Origin of the sequence: Rhizobium sp. SG570 (assembly GCF_012275345.1) — a bacterium.
Lineage (GTDB): Bacteria > Pseudomonadota > Alphaproteobacteria > Rhizobiales > Rhizobiaceae > Rhizobium > Rhizobium lusitanum.
The window spans coordinates 412,785-429,451 of sequence record NZ_JAAZQI010000002.1 but is presented as its reverse complement, the minus strand read 5'-3'; the positions used below and the strand labels follow the sequence as shown (position 1 = coordinate 429,451).

General features: G+C 58.8%; 30 protein-coding genes. 1 reads left to right on the top strand and 29 read right to left on the bottom strand.

The window, feature by feature from the left end; genetic code table 11:
* Positions 1–34 precede the first annotated feature (34 nt).
* Complete coding sequence (locus FHT28_RS05885; RefSeq protein ID WP_168595769.1) at positions 35–658, bottom strand: TetR/AcrR family transcriptional regulator; 624 nt, start codon at positions 656–658, stop codon at positions 35–37.
* Positions 659–729: 71 nt separating this feature from the next.
* Between FHT28_RS05885 and FHT28_RS05880 the strand changes: the two genes are divergently transcribed.
* Positions 730–1,248: a DinB family protein gene (locus FHT28_RS05880; RefSeq protein WP_168595768.1), complete on the top strand. Its 519-nt coding sequence runs from the start codon at positions 730–732 to the stop codon at positions 1,246–1,248.
* A gap of 114 nt (positions 1,249–1,362) precedes the next feature.
* Here FHT28_RS05880 and FHT28_RS05875 read toward each other — a convergent pair whose 3' ends face one another.
* From FHT28_RS05875 to rpsJ, 28 genes are all read right to left on the bottom strand, one after another.
* Positions 1,363–1,758, bottom strand: coding sequence for a DUF2809 domain-containing protein (locus tag FHT28_RS05875; protein ID WP_246704804.1), 396 nt, complete (start codon positions 1,756–1,758; stop codon positions 1,363–1,365).
* Between the two features lie 142 nt (positions 1,759–1,900).
* Positions 1,901–2,323, bottom strand: coding sequence for a 50S ribosomal protein L17 (gene rplQ / locus FHT28_RS05870; protein ID WP_007690793.1), 423 nt, complete (start codon positions 2,321–2,323; stop codon positions 1,901–1,903).
* Between the two features lie 145 nt (positions 2,324–2,468).
* Positions 2,469–3,479, bottom strand: coding sequence for a DNA-directed RNA polymerase subunit alpha (locus FHT28_RS05865; RefSeq protein WP_034507362.1), 1,011 nt, complete (start codon positions 3,477–3,479; stop codon positions 2,469–2,471).
* 103 nt (positions 3,480–3,582) lie between these two features.
* Positions 3,583–3,972: a 30S ribosomal protein S11 gene (gene rpsK / locus FHT28_RS05860; RefSeq protein ID WP_003547577.1), complete on the bottom strand. Its 390-nt coding sequence runs from the start codon at positions 3,970–3,972 to the stop codon at positions 3,583–3,585.
* Between the two features lie 131 nt (positions 3,973–4,103).
* On the bottom strand, positions 4,104–4,472 hold the full coding sequence (rpsM, locus tag FHT28_RS05855; RefSeq protein WP_015339612.1) for a 30S ribosomal protein S13: 369 nt from the start codon (positions 4,470–4,472) through the stop codon (positions 4,104–4,106).
* A 218-nt stretch (positions 4,473–4,690) separates the two neighbouring features.
* Positions 4,691–5,341 carry an adenylate kinase gene (locus FHT28_RS05850; RefSeq protein ID WP_037199961.1) on the bottom strand — a complete coding sequence of 217 codons (651 nt, stop codon included), beginning with the start codon at positions 5,339–5,341 and terminating at the stop codon, positions 4,691–4,693.
* The gene (gene secY / locus FHT28_RS05845; protein ID WP_034507365.1) at positions 5,338–6,678 is read right to left on the bottom strand and encodes a preprotein translocase subunit SecY; all 1,341 of its coding nucleotides are present in this window, start codon (positions 6,676–6,678) and stop codon (positions 5,338–5,340) included. The genes FHT28_RS05850 and secY overlap by 4 nt, the downstream gene beginning before the upstream one ends.
* A gap of 224 nt (positions 6,679–6,902) precedes the next feature.
* The gene (gene rplO, locus FHT28_RS05840; protein ID WP_034507368.1) at positions 6,903–7,373 is read right to left on the bottom strand and encodes a 50S ribosomal protein L15; all 471 of its coding nucleotides are present in this window, start codon (positions 7,371–7,373) and stop codon (positions 6,903–6,905) included.
* 17 nt (positions 7,374–7,390) lie between these two features.
* Positions 7,391–7,600 carry a 50S ribosomal protein L30 gene (gene rpmD, locus FHT28_RS05835; protein WP_034507370.1) on the bottom strand — a complete coding sequence of 70 codons (210 nt, stop codon included), beginning with the start codon at positions 7,598–7,600 and terminating at the stop codon, positions 7,391–7,393.
* 13 nt (positions 7,601–7,613) lie between these two features.
* On the bottom strand, positions 7,614–8,183 hold the full coding sequence (rpsE, locus tag FHT28_RS05830) for a 30S ribosomal protein S5 (RefSeq protein ID WP_034507374.1): 570 nt from the start codon (positions 8,181–8,183) through the stop codon (positions 7,614–7,616).
* Between the two features lie 127 nt (positions 8,184–8,310).
* The gene (gene rplR / locus FHT28_RS05825; protein WP_034507377.1) at positions 8,311–8,673 is read right to left on the bottom strand and encodes a 50S ribosomal protein L18; all 363 of its coding nucleotides are present in this window, start codon (positions 8,671–8,673) and stop codon (positions 8,311–8,313) included.
* 12 nt (positions 8,674–8,685) lie between these two features.
* Positions 8,686–9,219, bottom strand: a complete 534-nt coding sequence (rplF, locus tag FHT28_RS05820) for a 50S ribosomal protein L6 (protein WP_037199963.1) — start codon at positions 9,217–9,219, stop codon at positions 8,686–8,688.
* Positions 9,220–9,261: 42 nt separating this feature from the next.
* Positions 9,262–9,660 carry a 30S ribosomal protein S8 gene (gene rpsH, locus FHT28_RS05815; RefSeq protein ID WP_034507380.1) on the bottom strand — a complete coding sequence of 133 codons (399 nt, stop codon included), beginning with the start codon at positions 9,658–9,660 and terminating at the stop codon, positions 9,262–9,264.
* Between the two features lie 12 nt (positions 9,661–9,672).
* Complete coding sequence (gene rpsN / locus FHT28_RS05810; RefSeq protein WP_034507383.1) at positions 9,673–9,978, bottom strand: 30S ribosomal protein S14; 306 nt, start codon at positions 9,976–9,978, stop codon at positions 9,673–9,675.
* A gap of 33 nt (positions 9,979–10,011) precedes the next feature.
* Positions 10,012–10,569 (bottom strand): 50S ribosomal protein L5, encoded by a 558-nt coding sequence (gene rplE, locus FHT28_RS05805; protein ID WP_037199965.1) that lies wholly within the window; start codon positions 10,567–10,569, stop codon positions 10,012–10,014.
* Positions 10,562–10,870 (bottom strand): 50S ribosomal protein L24, encoded by a 309-nt coding sequence (gene rplX, locus FHT28_RS05800; RefSeq protein ID WP_168595767.1) that lies wholly within the window; start codon positions 10,868–10,870, stop codon positions 10,562–10,564. Before rplX ends, rplE begins: the two co-directional genes overlap by 8 nt.
* 11 nt (positions 10,871–10,881) lie before the next feature.
* Complete coding sequence (rplN, locus tag FHT28_RS05795; RefSeq protein ID WP_003573790.1) at positions 10,882–11,250, bottom strand: 50S ribosomal protein L14; 369 nt, start codon at positions 11,248–11,250, stop codon at positions 10,882–10,884.
* A 225-nt stretch (positions 11,251–11,475) separates the two neighbouring features.
* Complete coding sequence (gene rpsQ, locus FHT28_RS05790) at positions 11,476–11,715, bottom strand: 30S ribosomal protein S17 (protein WP_034507387.1); 240 nt, start codon at positions 11,713–11,715, stop codon at positions 11,476–11,478.
* Between the two features lie 12 nt (positions 11,716–11,727).
* A complete protein-coding gene (gene rpmC, locus FHT28_RS05785) occupies positions 11,728–11,928 on the bottom strand; it encodes a 50S ribosomal protein L29 (protein WP_007690763.1) in 201 nt (66 codons plus the stop codon).
* 11 nt (positions 11,929–11,939) lie between these two features.
* On the bottom strand, positions 11,940–12,353 hold the full coding sequence (gene rplP, locus FHT28_RS05780) for a 50S ribosomal protein L16 (RefSeq protein WP_034507389.1): 414 nt from the start codon (positions 12,351–12,353) through the stop codon (positions 11,940–11,942).
* A 36-nt stretch (positions 12,354–12,389) separates the two neighbouring features.
* Positions 12,390–13,115, bottom strand: coding sequence for a 30S ribosomal protein S3 (gene rpsC / locus FHT28_RS05775; RefSeq protein ID WP_034507390.1), 726 nt, complete (start codon positions 13,113–13,115; stop codon positions 12,390–12,392).
* Positions 13,115–13,504, bottom strand: a complete 390-nt coding sequence (rplV, locus tag FHT28_RS05770) for a 50S ribosomal protein L22 (RefSeq protein ID WP_034507393.1) — start codon at positions 13,502–13,504, stop codon at positions 13,115–13,117. Before rplV ends, rpsC begins: the two co-directional genes overlap by 1 nt.
* Before the next feature lie 2 nt (positions 13,505–13,506).
* Complete coding sequence (gene rpsS, locus FHT28_RS05765; protein ID WP_037199970.1) at positions 13,507–13,785, bottom strand: 30S ribosomal protein S19; 279 nt, start codon at positions 13,783–13,785, stop codon at positions 13,507–13,509.
* A gap of 15 nt (positions 13,786–13,800) precedes the next feature.
* Positions 13,801–14,637, bottom strand: a complete 837-nt coding sequence (rplB, locus tag FHT28_RS05760) for a 50S ribosomal protein L2 (protein ID WP_037199972.1) — start codon at positions 14,635–14,637, stop codon at positions 13,801–13,803.
* An 11-nt stretch (positions 14,638–14,648) separates the two neighbouring features.
* Positions 14,649–14,942, bottom strand: coding sequence for a 50S ribosomal protein L23 (locus FHT28_RS05755; protein ID WP_007690755.1), 294 nt, complete (start codon positions 14,940–14,942; stop codon positions 14,649–14,651).
* Positions 14,939–15,559 (bottom strand): 50S ribosomal protein L4, encoded by a 621-nt coding sequence (gene rplD, locus FHT28_RS05750; protein ID WP_037199975.1) that lies wholly within the window; start codon positions 15,557–15,559, stop codon positions 14,939–14,941. Before rplD ends, FHT28_RS05755 begins: the two co-directional genes overlap by 4 nt.
* A 13-nt stretch (positions 15,560–15,572) precedes the next feature.
* On the bottom strand, positions 15,573–16,214 hold the full coding sequence (gene rplC, locus FHT28_RS05745) for a 50S ribosomal protein L3 (protein ID WP_037199976.1): 642 nt from the start codon (positions 16,212–16,214) through the stop codon (positions 15,573–15,575).
* Positions 16,215–16,253: 39 nt separating this feature from the next.
* The gene (rpsJ, locus tag FHT28_RS05740; RefSeq protein ID WP_003547547.1) at positions 16,254–16,562 is read right to left on the bottom strand and encodes a 30S ribosomal protein S10; all 309 of its coding nucleotides are present in this window, start codon (positions 16,560–16,562) and stop codon (positions 16,254–16,256) included.
* Between the last annotated feature and the right edge of the window lie 105 nt (positions 16,563–16,667).

The following is a 16,667-nucleotide window of genomic DNA, read 5'->3' as shown; positions in this document are numbered from 1 at the left end:
CTATGCGCGCAGCGACGGGCGGATCATACCGGGGCTAGTCGGCGCTGCGCAGATAGGAACAGATCATCCTGATCAACTCCTGCTTCAGCTCCGGCGACCCGAGCGCACGCTTTCGGGCCGCACTATGGATCACACCCTCGACCGCACCGGACAGCAGCTGCGCAAGAACATCGTTGGCTGGACCGCCGTGGCCGTTACGATGCACGGCGACAAAACTCCTGTAATGACTGTGATACTCCGCCAGGAAAGCGTCATGGGCCAACCTCGAACCATCATGCCCCGGCGCTTCATCCAGGAGCACCCTGTGAAGCTCGGGATTGACGTTATGAGCATCGATCATGCCTTGAACGAGTCCTTCGGCACTCTCTGCCAACGGCAGTTCACCGGCCGTCGCCCTCCGCATGACAGCCAGAACCTCATCGAAGTGGTGACGACGAATGGCCTCGACCAAAGAAAGCTTGTCGGGAAAATACTGGTAGAGCGAGCCAATGCTTATCCCGGCGACCACTGCGACGGCATTGGTCGTGAACCCCGCCCATCCGCGGTCGCCCAAAACGCGAGCACCTGCTTCGATGATTGCTTCGACCGTCGCCCGGGAACGCGCCTGGCTCGGCTCTTTTCGCATCGGCGATCCCGGCTTTTTAATGCGAGTAGACATGTACGCCCTGCTCTCGGAAAATATGCACACATTACTCGCATTTTCCGGGACAACCAAAGGGTAGATTCATCATGAGCGAACTGTCGTTGCTAAGCACTCTTTTCAGCTATCAGGCCTGGGCGAATGAGGAACTGCTCGACAGTATCGGTCATCTCGATCCCGCACAGCATGGCAAGGAGCGCCACATGGCGATACGGTTGATGAACCATTCCCATGTCGTCGGCCGGATATTCGCGGCGCATCTCACCGGACAAGAGCATGGCTTCACGGCTGATAATACGCCCGACACGCCGTCCCTGGCGGAACTTCGCGCCGCAGTCGTTGCATCGGATCAATGGTATCTGCGATATCTCGAAACGGTCAGTTCCGACCTGCTGGCAGAATCTCTGCCGTTCGTATTCACCGACGGAGATAGGGGCTGCATGTCGCGTCAGGAAATGCTCACCCAGGTCGTCATTCACGGAGGGTATCACAGGGGCGAGATTGGCCGGCTGCTGACGCAGCTCTCCATCTCGCCACCTTGGGACACATTCGCCGTCTATCTTCACCGCAGCGAACCCTCGCGGCGACAAGCCGTGGCCGCGGAATAGCGGAAGCTGCTGCGCTCCTGAACTTCCGCGCATGCGGCAAACGGCAAATCGCCGGATGATCGCTCATCCAGCCTCAGCGATGCCGCGCGCTGTTGTCAGGTTTTGCCAAAAATATCAGATCGTGCGTTTCGACGCCGACAGGATGCGATCAAGCGCCAGGGCCGCTGCTATCCCAGTGGCATAGGCCGCAATATTCCAAAGCGAGAACACCCTTCCCAGCAACAGGGCTCCCGCAGTGGTCAATCGAAACGCGTCAAGTGTGGGCGTATGCCAGAGCCTGAAGAGTTCGACTGCCACCGCCAGGATCAATGCCACCGCGGCAATCCTGAATGGCCTGCTGGAGACGAATATCGTGGCCAGCAGCCAGTAGACCATCGCTCCCCACAATATCGAACCGCCATATTTGACGACGGCAAAGGGAAGATTGGCCGCATACCCAAATCGCCGGAGCGCAAGGCCGCCGGCGATTGTCAGCAACAGGGCCAGAACCAGCGAAATCCTTCTGCGCATGAATTGCCGCCGCATGTCCAATTGTCATCCCTGCAGCTGAAGAGCATGAGCCGTCGGGCGACGCAGCTTCCGGCAAAACTCCAAACGCCAAAAGGCCGGATGATCGCTCATCCGGCCCTCGATCTTTTATTCGAAGCTTGCCTTAAGCGGCTGCAGCTTCTTCCTCGGCTGCAACGCGAGCCTTGTCGGCTGCGCCCTTGGCAGAGGTGTCACGATCGACGAATTCGACGACTGCGAGAGCGGCATTGTCGCCCTGGCGGAAGCCGGCCTTCATGATACGCAGGTAGCCGCCGTTGCGGGTGGCGTAGCGCGTTGCGATCGCATCGAACAGCTTGGCGACGACAACGGCGTCGCGGATCTGCGAGATGGCCTGACGACGAGCGTGCAGGTCGCCGCGCTTGCCGAGGGTAACCAGCTTCTCAACGATCGGACGAATTTCCTTCGCCTTCGGAAGCGTGGTGACAATCTGCTCATGGGTGATGAGCGAAGCTGCCATGTTGGCGAACATCGCCTTACGGTGGCTAGCGGTTCTGTTCAGCTTGCGGCCGGCTTTACCGTGGCGCATTGCTATTCTCCTTCACTTGCAGGCATCGTTCACCTGCAGTTTGTTGGGCGCATGCCCCGCTCCAATTCCCGGCGGAGCGAAAGGTGCATGCGCTGTTTAAAGATGCCAAGGCCAGCTTAAAGCGCTCCAAGGAGCGCTTGCGGCCTTAGTATTGGTCTTCGTATCGCTTGGCGAGATCTTCGATGTTCTCAGGCGGCCATGCCGGCACTTCCATGCCGAGGTGCAGACCCATGGAAGCGAGAACTTCCTTGATTTCGTTCAGCGACTTGCGACCAAAATTCGGCGTGCGGAGCATTTCTGCTTCGGTCTTCTGAATGAGGTCGCCGATATAGACGATGTTGTCGTTCTTCAGGCAATTTGCCGAGCGAACGGACAGTTCCAGTTCGTCCACCTTCTTGAGGAGAGCCGGGTTGAAAGCGAGTTCGGTAACTGCTTCCTCTTCGGTTTCCTTCTGCGGCTCGTCGAAGTTGACGAACACGCCAAGCTGATCCTGCAGGATGCGAGCCGCGAAAGCGACAGCATCTTCACCGCTGATCGAACCATCGGTTTCGAGCGACATGCTCAGCTTGTCGTAGTCGAGAACCTGTCCTTCACGGGTGTTTTCAACCTTGTAGGACACCTTCTTGACCGGCGAATAGAGGCTGTCGACCGGGATGAGACCAATCGGAGCATCTTCCGCACGATTGCGCTCGGCCGGGACATAGCCCTTGCCGTTGTTGACGGTGAATTCCATGCGAATTTCGGCGCCCTCGTCGAGCGTGCAGATGACATGCTCGGGGTTGAGGATTTCGATATCGCCGACCGTCTGGATGTCGCCAGCCGTTACTACGCCTGGGCCCTGCTTGCGGACGACCATGCGCTTGGCATCATCGCCATCCATCTTGATGGCGATTTCCTTGATGTTCAGCACGATGTCCGTCACGTCTTCCCGGACACCCGGGATAGAGGAGAACTCATGCAGCACGCCGTCGATCTGCACGGCCGTCACAGCGGCGCCACGCAGAGAGGACAGCAGAACGCGACGAAGCGCGTTGCCGAGGGTGAGACCGAAGCCACGCTCCAGCGGTTCGGCCACGAGCGTTGCCTTGGTGCGGCCGCTCGAGGTGAACTCGACCTTGTTCGGCTTGATCAGTTCCTGCCAGTTTTTCTGAATCATGTTTTTGCCTTCCGTTCGTTGCCACCATCCAATCGTGGCAACCGAGCTTGAGAAACACCAGGCCGGGCGCATCTGCCCCGGCCGGTGTCGAGAGTGGCGATGATCAGACGCGACGCTTCTTGCGCGGGCGGCAACCATTGTGCGGGATCGGGGTCACGTCGCGGATGGACGTGATCATGAAACCGGCAGCCTGGAGCGCGCGCAGAGCGGATTCACGACCGGAGCCCGGGCCGCAAACTTCAACTTCCAGCGACTTCATGCCATGTTCCTGAGCCTTCTTGGCGCAGTCTTCAGCAGCGATCTGGGCAGCGAACGGGGTCGACTTGCGCGAACCCTTGAAGCCCTTGGCACCAGCAGACGACCAGGCAATCGCGTTGCCCTGTGCGTCGGTGATGGTGATCATCGTGTTGTTGAAGGTCGAGTTGACGTGTGCGACGCCCGACGAAATATTCTTGCGCTCGCGACGGCGAACGCGGACGGCTTCCTTGGCCATGTTAGTCCTTTCTTGGATCTCTGCACCGCCGTAATCCCAGCGGCTACACCGAAGCGACACCCGTGGGGCGCCGCTCCAAACTCAAAAGAGGCCGGCGGACCGCCAGCCTCCCACATCCGGTTGCCCGGAAATTACTTCTTCTTACCAGCAATCGCCTTTGCCGGACCCTTGCGGGTACGAGCATTGGTGTGCGTGCGCTGGCCGCGAACCGGCAGGCCGCGACGATGACGCAGGCCGCGGTAGCTGCCCAGGTCCATCAGACGCTTGATGTTCATCGCGGTGTCGCGACGCAGGTCACCTTCGACCTGATAGTCACGGTCGATGGTTTCGCGGATCTGCAGAACTTCAGCATCCGTCAACTGATTGACGCGACGCTCGGCCGGAATACCGACCTTCTCGCAGATTTCCTGTGCAAACTTCGGTCCGATCCCGTGAATGTAGCGAAGCGCAATAACTACGCGCTTTGCAGTCGGGATGTTGACGCCAGCGATACGAGCCACGCCTGTTCTCCTTGCATTCCTTTTGCCTTAGGGCAAAGGGTCTTGTTATGCAGCCCGGGAGCTGCTTGTTCGATTGAGTCCGCAACATGTCAAAACGACCGTACCCGGACTTCCCGATGGAAATCCGCGCCGATCGCATAGCATGTCGCGAGTTGGCGCGGTGTTTAGCGGAATCAGCGCAAAAAAGCAACCGCTCCGGCAAGTTTATTTTAAGCTATCTAAAGCTTAGCCAGGATACCTTCGATGCTGTCAGTCACATGCTCGATATCGGCCATGCCGTCGATGCTCTGCAGCTTGCCCTTGGCGTAGTAGTAGCCGATCAGCGGCGAGGTCTCCTTGTAGTAGACTTGGAGACGGGTTGCCATGGTCTCGGCATTGTCATCCGGCCGGCGCTTGAAATGCGTCGAGCCGCATTTGTCGCAGACACCAGCCGTCGCCGGAACCTTGTCAGTGTCATGATAGACACTGCCGCAGTTCGAGCAAGAATAACGGCCGGAGACGCGGCGAATCAGTTCGGCATCATCAACCTTGAGCTCGATGACAACGGAAAGTTCCAGACCCTTGGCCTGCAGCATCCGCTCGGTGGCATCCGCTTGCACCAGAGTGCGCGGGAAACCGTCCAGAATGAAACCCCTGGCGCAATCCGGCTGATCGATGCGCTCGGAAACGATGGCATTGACAATCTCGTCGGAAACAAGCTTGCCTGCGTCCATGACGGCCTTGGCGCGCTTGCCAACTTCAGTCTCAGCCGCCACCGCAGCCCGCAGCATATCGCCTGTGGAAAGCTGCGGAATACCGTGCTTTTCCACGATACGCTGGGCCTGGGTCCCCTTACCTGCTCCCGGCGGCCCTAAAAGTATGAGTCTCATCGCCCCCTCTTTCCTCCACGCAACTTCGATTTCTTGATCAGGCCTTCATATTGCTGTGCAATCAGGTGACCCTGAATCTGCGCCACCGTATCCAGCGTTACGCTAACCACGATCAGAAGCGAAGTGCCACCCAGAGACAAGGGAATACCGGTCTGGGACACGAGAATTTCGGGCAGAATGCAGACGAAGACGAGGTAGATCGCGCCGATGACCGTGATACGGGTCAGCACGTAATCGATATATTCGGCGGTGCGCTCCCCCGGACGAATTCCGGGAATGAAGCCGCCGTGCTTCTTCAAGTTGTCCGCCGTGTCCTTCGGGTTGAAGACCAGTGCGGTATAGAAGAAGGCGAAGAAGGCGATCAGGCCGGCATAGAGCACCATGTAGAGCGGCTGGCCGTGACCGAGGGCCGCGACGATCGAGGTGACCCAGGTCGGCAGCGCCGTGTTGTTGCCGAGACCGGCGATGGTTGCCGGAAGAAGCAGCAGCGACGAGGCAAAGATCGCCGGGATAACACCAGACGTGTTCAGCTTCAGCGGCAGGTGCGACGTATCGCCCTGGAACATGCGCGTGCCGACCTGTCGCTTCGGATACTGGATCAGCAGACGACGCTGCGCACGCTCGACGAAAACGATGAGCGCAATGACCAGAACGGCGACGACGAGCACGGCGAGAATGAGACCGGTCGACAGAGCGCCGGTTCGGCCGAGTTCGAGCGTACCGGCAAGTGCCGTCGGCAGACCGGCTGCGATGCCCGCGAAGATGATCAGCGAAATACCGTTGCCGATGCCGCGCGAGGTAACCTGCTCGCCGAGCCACATCAGGAACATCGTGCCGCCGAGCAGCGTGACGACGGTCGAAAGACGGAAGAACCAGCCTGGATCTATGACGACGCCGTTGCCATGCTCAAGGCCGATCGCAATACCATAAGCCTGCAACGCGCCGAGCAGCACCGTACCGTAGCGGGTGTACTGGTTGATGATCTTACGGCCCTGCTCGCCTTCCTTCTTGAGGTTCTCAAGCGAAGGCACGACCGACGTCATCAGCTGAACGATGATCGAGGCCGAAATATAAGGCATGATGCCGAGCGCAAAGATCGCCATGCGCTGCACGGCACCGCCCGAGAACATGTTGAACAGGCCAAGGATACCGCCCGACTGATTCTGGAAAGCCTGGGCGTAAGCGGCAGGATTGAGGCCGGGAAGCGGAATGTGGGTGCCGAGACGGTAGACGAGAAGAGCGCCAAGCGTGAACCACAAGCGTTTCTTGAGATCCTCGGCTTTGGCGAAGGTCGAAAAATTGAGATTGGACGCCAATTGTTCCGCTGCAGAAGCCATGCAAATCTCCGCACTACCAATTCCGGCATAATCGGCCGGGCCCGGAATCAGTATGTAAATTGTTCAAAAGCCGGGCTTCGGACGGATTGCATTGCAATCGGGCGCCTCACCCTTGGTTCCCGTTATTCCCCGGAAAGATACTGGCGCATCGTTCAGGTTCGTGAGGCTCACATATGGGAGCAAAATCGCCCGAAGTGAAGCACCCCGGGCGATTATTGATAATATTATTCTGCGGCAGAAGCGAGCAGCTTGATGGAGCCGCCAGCCTTTTCGATCTTTTCGACCGCCGGCTTGGAAGCGCCTGCAACTTCAAGCGTAATCTTCGCCTTCAGCTCGCCGTCCGAGAGAACGCGAACGCCATCCTTGACGCGGCGAATCACGCCCGCAGCCTTGAGGGCAGCGGCATCAACGGTCTTCTTGGCATCGAGCTTGCCGGCATCGACGGCAGCCTGGATGCGAGCCAGCGATACGACAACGTAATCGGCGGCGAAGATGTTGGTGAAGCCGCGCTTCGGCAGGCGACGATAGATGGGCATCTGACCACCTTCGAAGCCGTTGATCGCAACGCCCGAACGGGACTTCTGACCCTTCACACCACGACCGCCGGTCTTGCCGGAGCCGGAGCCGATGCCGCGGCCGAGGCGCTTGCGGCTGTGGGTCGAGCCTTCGTTATCCTTGATCTCATTCAATTTCATAGCGAATTACCTCCGGCTCACTTCTCGTCGACAACGCGAACGAGATGCTGGACAGCACGGATCATGCCACGAACGGCCGGGGTATCTTCCAGCGTGCGGCGACGGTGCATCTTGTTCAGTCCGAGACCGATCAGCGTCTTCTGCTGAACGTCCGGACGGCGGATCGGGCTGCCAACCTGCTCGACCGTAACGGTCTTGGCTTCAGCCTTCTTGGTCGTCTTGGCCATAGGTCAAACTCCCTTATTCTTCGGAGGCGTTGCCCGAAGCGGTACGACGAGCCTGCAGGGTGGCATACTTGATGCCGCGCTGAGCTGCGATGTCCTTCGGGTGAACCTGGTGCTTCAGGGCGTCGAACGTGGCGCGAACCATGTTGTACGGGTTCGACGAACCGGTCGACTTGGCAACGACGTCATGAACGCCGAGCGTTTCGAAAACGGCGCGCATCGGACCGCCGGCGATGATACCGGTACCGACCTTGGCCGAGCGCAGCAGAACCTTGCCGGCGCCATGACGGCCATGGACGTCGTGATGCAGCGTACGACCGTCGCGCAGCGGTACGAAGATCAGGTCGCGCTTGGCGCTTTCGGTGGCCTTGCGGATGGCTTCCGGCACTTCGCGTGCCTTGCCATGACCGAAGCCAACGCGGCCCTTCTGGTCACCGACGACGACGAGAGCGGCGAAACCGAAGCGGCGGCCACCCTTTACAACCTTGGCGACGCGGTTGATCGCGACCAGCTTGTCGACGAATTCGCTATCGCGCTCGTCACGGCTCTGACGGTCATCCCGCGAGCCCCTCTTTTCCTGTGCCATTGTCCTCTTCCTTTTTCTTTTCCGGGTGCAATCGGCAAACAACAAAGACCGCATCAACCTCCAAACGGAGATTTGCGGTCCGGTGAAATCCGGCCGGCGCCCTATCGGCTACCGGCCGGAAACTTGATTAGAAGGTCAGGCCGCCTTCGCGAGCCGCATCGGCGAGAGCCTTGATGCGGCCGTGATAGATGAAGGCGCCGCGATCGAACACGACTTCCTTCACGCCGGCCTTGGAGGCGCGCTCGGCAACGAGCTTGCCAACCAGGGCTGCGGCGGCGGTATCGGCACCGGTCTTCAGAGAACCGCGCAGATCCTTGTCGAGCGTGGAGGCAGCCGCAAGGGTCTTGCCAGCCGCGTCATCGATGACCTGGGCGTAGATGTTCTTTGACGAGCGATGAACCGACAGGCGCGGACGACCATTGGCCACCGCCTTGATTTGACGGCGCACGCGGTTGGCGCGACGCGCAAGTGCTTCTTTCCTGCTAGCCATTTCGCGTGATCCTTACTTCTTCTTGCCTTCTTTGCGGACGATCCGCTCGTCAGCGTACTTAACACCCTTGCCCTTGTAGGGCTCAGGACCGCGGTATTCGCGGATTTCTGCGGCAACCTGGCCGACCTGCTGCTTGTTGATGCCGGTGACGACGATTTCCGTCGGCTTCGGCACAGCGATCGAAATACCCTGCGGCGGCTCATAAACCACGTCGTGGCTGAAGCCGAGCGCGAGCTGCAGGTTCTTGCCCTGCATGGAGGCACGGTAGCCGACGCCGTTGATTTCGAGCTTGCGCTCGTAGCCGTCCTTAACACCCTTGAAGATGTTCTCGATCATCGTGCGGGACATGCCCCACTTTGCGCGAGCATCCTTCGAGTCGTTAATCGGCGTTACGACGATTGCATTGTTTTCCAGCTTGAGACCGATTTCGTCGTTAGCGACGAAAAACAGCTCACCCTTGGGGCCCTTGGCAGTCACTTTTTGGCCATCAACCGAGGCCGTGATCCCTGCAGGCACCTGAACGGGCTTTTTACCGATACGAGACATTTGTTCAAACCTGTCTGTTTCGAAGGAGATCTCTGTCCGATCTTAGAAGACCGAGCAGAGAACCTCGCCACCAACATTCTGTTCACGAGCCTGGTGATCGGCCATCACACCCTTCGGAGTCGAAAGGATGGTGATGCCGAGACCGTTCGCGACCTGCGGAATGGACTTAACCGAGACATAAACTCGGCGGCCCGGCTTGGACACACGGCCGATCTCACGGATCACCGATGTGCCTTCGTAGTATTTCAGCTCGATGCTGAGCTCAGACTTGCCGTTGCCGAAATCGACGACAGAGTAGCCACGAATGTAGCCTTCAGCCTGCAGAACATCGAGAACGCGTGCACGGAGCTTGGACGCAGGCGTCGAAACCGACGACTTGCGACGCGAAGCGCCATTGCGGATGCGGGTGAGCATATCGCCCAAAGGATCAGTCATAGTCATCTAATCTGCTCCTTACCAGCTCGACTTGACAATGCCCGGCACCTTGCCGAAATTGCCGAGTTCACGCAGCGCGATACGCGACATGCGCAGTTTGCGGTAGTAGGCGCGCGGACGGCCCGACACTTCGCAGCGATTGCGAATACGGGTCTTCGATCCATCGCGCGGGAGCGATGCCAGCTTCAGTGTGGCCTTGAACCGGTCTTCGATCGAAAGAGACTGGTTCATGATGATTGCCTTCAGTGCAGCACGCTTCGCGGCCTGGGTGGCAACCGTATTGCGGCGGCGCTTGTTCTTTTCAACTGCGCTTGTCTTCGCCATATCAGGGTTCCTTTTCTACGCTCGTCGTTACGGTTATTGACGGAACGGGAAGTTGAACTCTGTCAAAAGAGCCCGCGCTTCGTCGTCCGTGTTCGCCGTCGTGCAAACGATGATGTCCATGCCCCACATCTGATCAACCTTGTCGTAGTTGATCTCAGGGAACACAATGTGTTCCTTGATGCCCATGGCAAAATTGCCACGACCGTCAAAGCTCTTCGGGTTCAGGCCGCGGAAGTCGCGAACGCGCGGAAGCGCGATGTTGACCAGGCGATCCAGGAACTCATACATGCGGGCGCCGCGCAGCGTCACCTTGGCGCCGATCGGCATATTCTCGCGGACCTTGAAGCCAGCGATGGAATTGCGCGCGTGCGTGATGACCGGCTTCTGACCAGCGATCGCCGCGAGGTCGGCAGCAGCAACGGTCGGCTTCTTCGAATCAGCCGTTGCCTCACCCACGCCCATGTTGATCACGATCTTATCAAGCTTCGGGATCTGCATCTCGTTGGCGTAGGAGAACTTCTCCTGCATGGCCGCGCGGATGCGGGTGCCGTATTCCTTCTTGAGCCGCGGCTCGTACTTTACCTCAGCCATCGATCACTTCTCCCGAGGTCTTGGCCACGCGGACCTTCTTGCCTTCTACAACCTTGAAACCGACGCGGGTCGGCTTACCGTCCTTGTCGACGATCGCCAGGTTGGACAGGTGAAGCGAGGCTTCCTTGCTGATAATGCCAGCTTCCTGGGTCTGCGTCTGGCGCTGGTGGCGCTTGATGACGTTGACGCCACGGACGACCGCACGGTCTTCCTTCGGCATTACTTGAATGACTTCGCCGGTGCGGCCCTTGTCCTTGCCGGCCAATACGACAACCTTGTCGCCTTTACGGATCTTTTTCATCGCTCCGCTCCTTACAGTACTTCTGGAGCCAGCGAGATGATCTTCATGTGGTTCTTGGCGCGAAGTTCGCGCGGAACCGGTCCGAAGATACGGGTGCCGATCGGCTCTTTCTTGTTGTCGATGAGGACTGCTGCGTTGGTATCGAAGCGGATGACGCTGCCATCCGGACGACGGATGTCCTTGGCGGTGCGAACAACAACCGCCTTCATCACGTCACCCTTCTTCACACGGCCGCGCGGAATAGCTTCCTTGATCGAAACGACGATGACGTCGCCGATCGAGGCATACTTGCGCTTCGAGCCGCCCAGCACCTTGATGCACATGACACGACGTGCGCCGGAATTATCCGCCACGTCGAGGTTTGTTTGCATCTGAATCATGTCAGGTCGCCTTCTTGTTGTTACCGGAATGGTTGGGCCTAACGACCCCCTACCCCGGCTTATGGACTAGTCTCTTGTCTGATTTCTCCAGCGCTCGGGACCACCAGGGTCATCTTCGCCGGCCATCAATAAAGCAAAAGAACGCTCGTACTCGAGCGTCCTGCTTCCAAGCTCGTGCTTCATACAGATATTTCGCCCAAGCGCAAGGGCCTGAGCGAAATTCTGTTACTTGGCCTGGGCGGAAACGACCGTCCAGGTCTTGTCCTTGGAGATCGGCGCGCATTCCTCGATGGAAACGGTGTCACCGATTTTGTACTGATTGTTCTCGTCGTGAGCCTTGTACTTCTTGGAACGACGAACAGTCTTCTGGAGCAGCGGGTGAGCGAAACGACGCTCAACGCGGACTACTACCGTCTTCTCGTTCTTGTCGCTGACCACGACGCCCTGCAGAATGCGCTTCGGCATGTTATTTTTCCTTTAGGCCTTTGCTTCTGCCGCCTTCTGGCGGGCAATGGTTTTTACGCGAGCGATGTCCTTGCGGACTTCGTTGATGCGCGAGGACTTCTCAAGCTGGCCGGTCGCCTTCTGAAAGCGCAGGTTGAACTGCTCCTTCTTCAGCTTGGCAAGCTCGTCCTTGAGTTGGTCGGCGCTCAGGGCGCGAACATCTGCGGCTTTCATGAGCTTCTTCCTTACTCTGCAATGCGCTGCACGAAGCGCGTCTTGACCGAGAGCTTGGCGGAACCAAGGCGCAGAGCCTCACGAGCGATTTCTTCGCTCACACCATCGATCTCGAACATCATACGGCCGGGCTTGACCTTGCATGCCCAGTATTCGACGGAGCCCTTACCCTTACCCATACGGACTTCTGTCGGCTTCTTGGTTACCGGAACATCCGGGAACACGCGGATCCATACACGACCGGCACGCTTCATATGACGGGTGATCGCGCGGCGAGCCGCTTCGATCTCACGAGCGTTGACGCGGTTAGGCTCCTGCGACTTCAGGCCGAATTCGCCGAACGCCAGATCAGAACCACCCTTGGCAACGCCCTTGATGCGGCCCTTGAATTGCTTGCGGTACTTCGTACGCTTTGGCTGCAACATTTTCCTATTCTCCGAACTTATCTGCCACGCACGCTATCAAGCGTTGTCGCGGCGACGGTCTCTATCGCGATCACGGCTAGCCGGACCCTGGGCGTCGCCTTCCATCGCACGGCGTTCGGAGGCCATCGGATCATGCTCAAGGATTTCGCCCTTGAAGATCCAAACCTTGATGCCGCAGATGCCGAAAGCGGTTTCTGCTTCAGCCGTACCGTAGTCGATGTCGGCGCGCAGCGTATGCAGCGGCACGCGACCTTCGCGGTACCATTCCGTACGAGCGATTTCAGCACCGCCGAGACGGCCGGCGCAAGTGATCTTGATGCCTTCGGCGCCAAGACGCATCGCGGACTGAACGGCGCGCTTCATGGCGCGACGGAAAGCAACACGGCGCTCGAGCTGCTGAGCGATCGACTGAGCAACCAGCGTCGCGTCGATTTCCGGCTTGCGCACTTCAACGATGTTGAGGTGCGTTTCGGAATTCGTCATGTCCGACAGCTTCTTGCGGAGCTTGTCGATGTCAGCGCCCTTCTTGCCGATGATCAGGCCCGGACGAGCCGAGTGGATCGTGACGCGGCACTTCTTGTGCGGACGCTCGATGACCACCTTGGAGATACCAGCCTGCTTCAGTTCGTTCATGACGAACTTGCGCATCTTCAGGTCTTCGTGGAGAAGCTGGCCATACTCGGCATTGTCCGCAAACCAGCGGCTATCCCAGGTACGGTTGATGCCAAGACGAAAACCGATTGGATTGATTTTCTGACCCATTATGCGACCTCCCCTTGAGCTTCCACTTCACGAACGACAATCGTCAGATGCGCGAACGGACGCTCGATGCGAGACGCGCGGCCACGGCCACGAGCGTGGAAACGCTTCATGACGATCGACTTGCCGACGTAAGCTTCCGCTACGACGAGCGAGTCAACGTCGAGATCGTGGTTGTTCTCTGCATTGGCGATCGCAGATTCAAGCGTCTTCTTGACGGCGCCTGCGATACGCTTGCGGGAGAATTCCAGCTCTGCGAGCGCGCGATCAACCTTCTTGCCACGGATCGAAGCCGCGACCAGGTTGAGCTTCTGCGGGCTGACACGGAGCGTACGCGCAATTGCCTGCGCCTCGTTGTCCTTCAGCCGGCGTTCGGTTTTTGCCTTGCCCATTGTTACTTCCTCTTCGCCTTCTTGTCCGCACCGTGACCATAATAGGTACGGGTCGGGGCGAACTCGCCGAACTTGTGTCCGACCATGTCTTCATTGACGCTGACCGGAATATGCTTGCTGCCGTTGTAAACACCAAAGGTGAGACCAACGAACTGCGGCATGATGGTGGAGCGACGGCTCCACATCTTGATCACTTCGTTACGTCCGCCTTCACGCACCTTCTCAGCCTTCTTGAGAAGATAGCCGTCAACAAACGGACCTTTCCATACTGAACGAGCCACTTGAGACTTCCTCTCTTACTTCTTGCGCTGATGGCGCGAGCGCATGATCATCTTGTCGGTCGACTTGTTCGACCGCGTACGCTTGCCCTTGGTCGGCTTACCCCATGGGGTCACCGGATGGCGACCACCGGAGGTGCGGCCTTCACCGCCGCCGTGCGGATGGTCGACCGGGTTCATAACGACACCGCGGACGTGCGGCTTCTTACCGCGCCAACGCGAACGACCGGCCTTGCCGTCGTTGATGTTGCCGTGGTCCGGGTTCGAAACCGCGCCGATCGTTGCAAGGCAAGTGCCATGCACCAGGCGCTGTTCGCCAGAGTTCAGGCGAAGGATCGCCATGCCCTGGTCACGACCAACGAGCTGGGCGTAGGAACCGGCGGAGCGAGCGATCTGACCGCCCTTGCCCGGCTTCATTTCCACGTTGTGGATGATGGAGCCGACCGGGATGAACTGAAGCGGCATGGTGTTGCCCGGCTTCACGTCCACGGCCTTCTCGGAAGCGATGACCTTGTCGCCGGCAGCGAGACGCTGCGGAGCGATGATATAGGCCAGTTCGCTGTCCGTGTACTTCACCAGAGCGATGTAAGCGGTACGGTTCGGATCGTATTCGATGCGCTCGACAGTGCCCTCGACGTCGAACTTGCGACGCTTGAAGTCGACCAGACGATAGGTGCGCTTGTGACCACCGCCCTGGAAACGCACGGTGATGCGGCCCAGGTTGTTGCGGCCGCCCTTAGAGGACAGGCCTTCGGTCAGGGCCTTGACCGGCTTGCCCTTGTAGAGCGAAGACCGGTCGACGATGACCAGCTGACGCTGGCTCGGGGTCGTCGGATTGAATGTTTTCAATGCCATTTTCTTATTCCTCAGAGACCGGTGGAGACGTCGATCGACTGGCCTTCGGCGAGCGTCACGATAGCCTTCTTCACGTCCTTCTGCTTGCCGACGAGACCTTTAAACCGCTTGGTCTTGCCCAGGCGCAGCAGAGTGTTGACGGCCGTAACCTTGACGCCGAACAGCGCTTCGACGGCAGCCTTGATTTCTGGCTTCGTCGCAGTCTTGGCAACGTTGAAAACAACCTGGTTATTGTCCGACAGCAGCGTGGACTTTTCGGTGATCGCAGGAGAAACGATCACATCGTAATGGCGAAGATCCGTCACTTGAATCGCTCCTCTAGAGCTTCAACTGCAGCCTTGGACAGGACGAGCTTGCCGCGGCGCAGGATGTCATAAACATTGATGCCCTGAACCGGCAGAACATCGATATTCGGGATGTTGGCGGCTGCGAGCTTGAAGTTGCTGTCGAGCTCGGCACCACCGATGAAGAGCGCATTGGTCAGGCCCAGCGTCTCGAAAGCGCCGGCCAGAACCTTGGTCTTGGCATCAGCTGCAACGAGGCTGTCGAGAATGATAACATCCTCGGCCTTGAACTTAGCGGAGAGAGCAAGACGCAAGCCGAGGGCGCGAACCTTCTTCGGCAGGTCATGTTCATGGCTGCGCACGACCGGGCCGTGAGCCTTACCACCGCCGCGGAACTGCGGAGCACGAGCCGAATGGTGACGAGCGCGGCCCGTACCCTTCTGCTTGTACATCTTGGCGCCTGTGCGCCACACTTCTGCGCGGCCCTTAGCCTTGTGCGTGCCCTGGCGCTTCTTGGCAAGCTGCCAGCGAATGACGCGTGCGATGATATCTTCACGCGGTTCGAGGCCGAAAATCGCATCAGAAAGGGAAACCTTCCCAGCGTCTTTGCCCTCGAGGGTCTTGACGTTCAATTCCATTGGTTTGGCTCCCTTACTTCGATGCCGACTTGACGGCGTCGCGCACGATGATCCAGGCACCCTTGGAGCCGGGAACCGCGCCCTTGACGAGGATCAGACCGCGATCTTCATCGGTCGATACCACTTCAAGGTTCTGCGTCGTCACGCGCGTCTGGCCCATGTGACCAGCCATCTTCTTGTTCTTGAACACCTTGCCCGGATCCTGGCGCGAGCCGGTCGAACCGTGCGAGCGGTGCGAAACCGACACACCGTGCGTGGCACGCAGACCGCCGAAACCGTGGCGCTTGATGGCGCCGGCAAAGCCCTTACCGACCGTCGTGCCGGTCACGTCGACGAGCTGACCCGCCGTGAAGTGACCCGCGCTGAGCTCGGTGCCAACGTCGAGCAGATTGTCTTCCGTGACACGGAATTCTGCGAGCTTGGCCTTTGGCTCTACACTTGCGACGGCGAAATGACCGCGCAGGGCCTTCGTCGTGTTCTTAACTTTCGCCTGGCCGGCACCGAGCTGTACTGCGGTGTAGCCATTCTTTTCAACTGTGCGCTGGGCCACGACCTGGCAGCTTTCCATACGCAATACGGTAACCGGGACGTGCTCGCCGGCGTCATTGTAGACGCGCGTCATTCCCACCTTCTGTGCAATCACACCTGAACGCATCGGTTCAATCCTTCTCATTCAGCTCGAGAACCCAAGGTCTCAGAGCTTGATCTCAACATCGACACCGGCGGCGAGATCGAGCTTCATCAGCGCATCTACCGTCTGCGGGGTCGGGTCAACGATGTCGAGAAGGCGCTTGTGCGTGCGCATCTCGAACTGCTCGCGGCTCTTCTTGTCGATGTGCGGGGACCGGTTAACCGTGAACTTCTCGATACGGGTCGGAAGCGGAACGGGGCCCCGGACGCTGGCACCGGTGCGCTTAGCCGTCGATACGATCTCGCGCGTGGAAGCGTCGAGAATCCGATGATCGAACGCCTTAAGGCGGATGCGGATATTCTGGCCGTTCATTCGACTTTATCCTTGTGTTTGTTATCTGCGCGTCTCTCTAAAAGACACGTCTTTAGCTTTAGTTACCTGAGGCGGGCCACCGGTTTCAAAGATCGAGAGGGACAC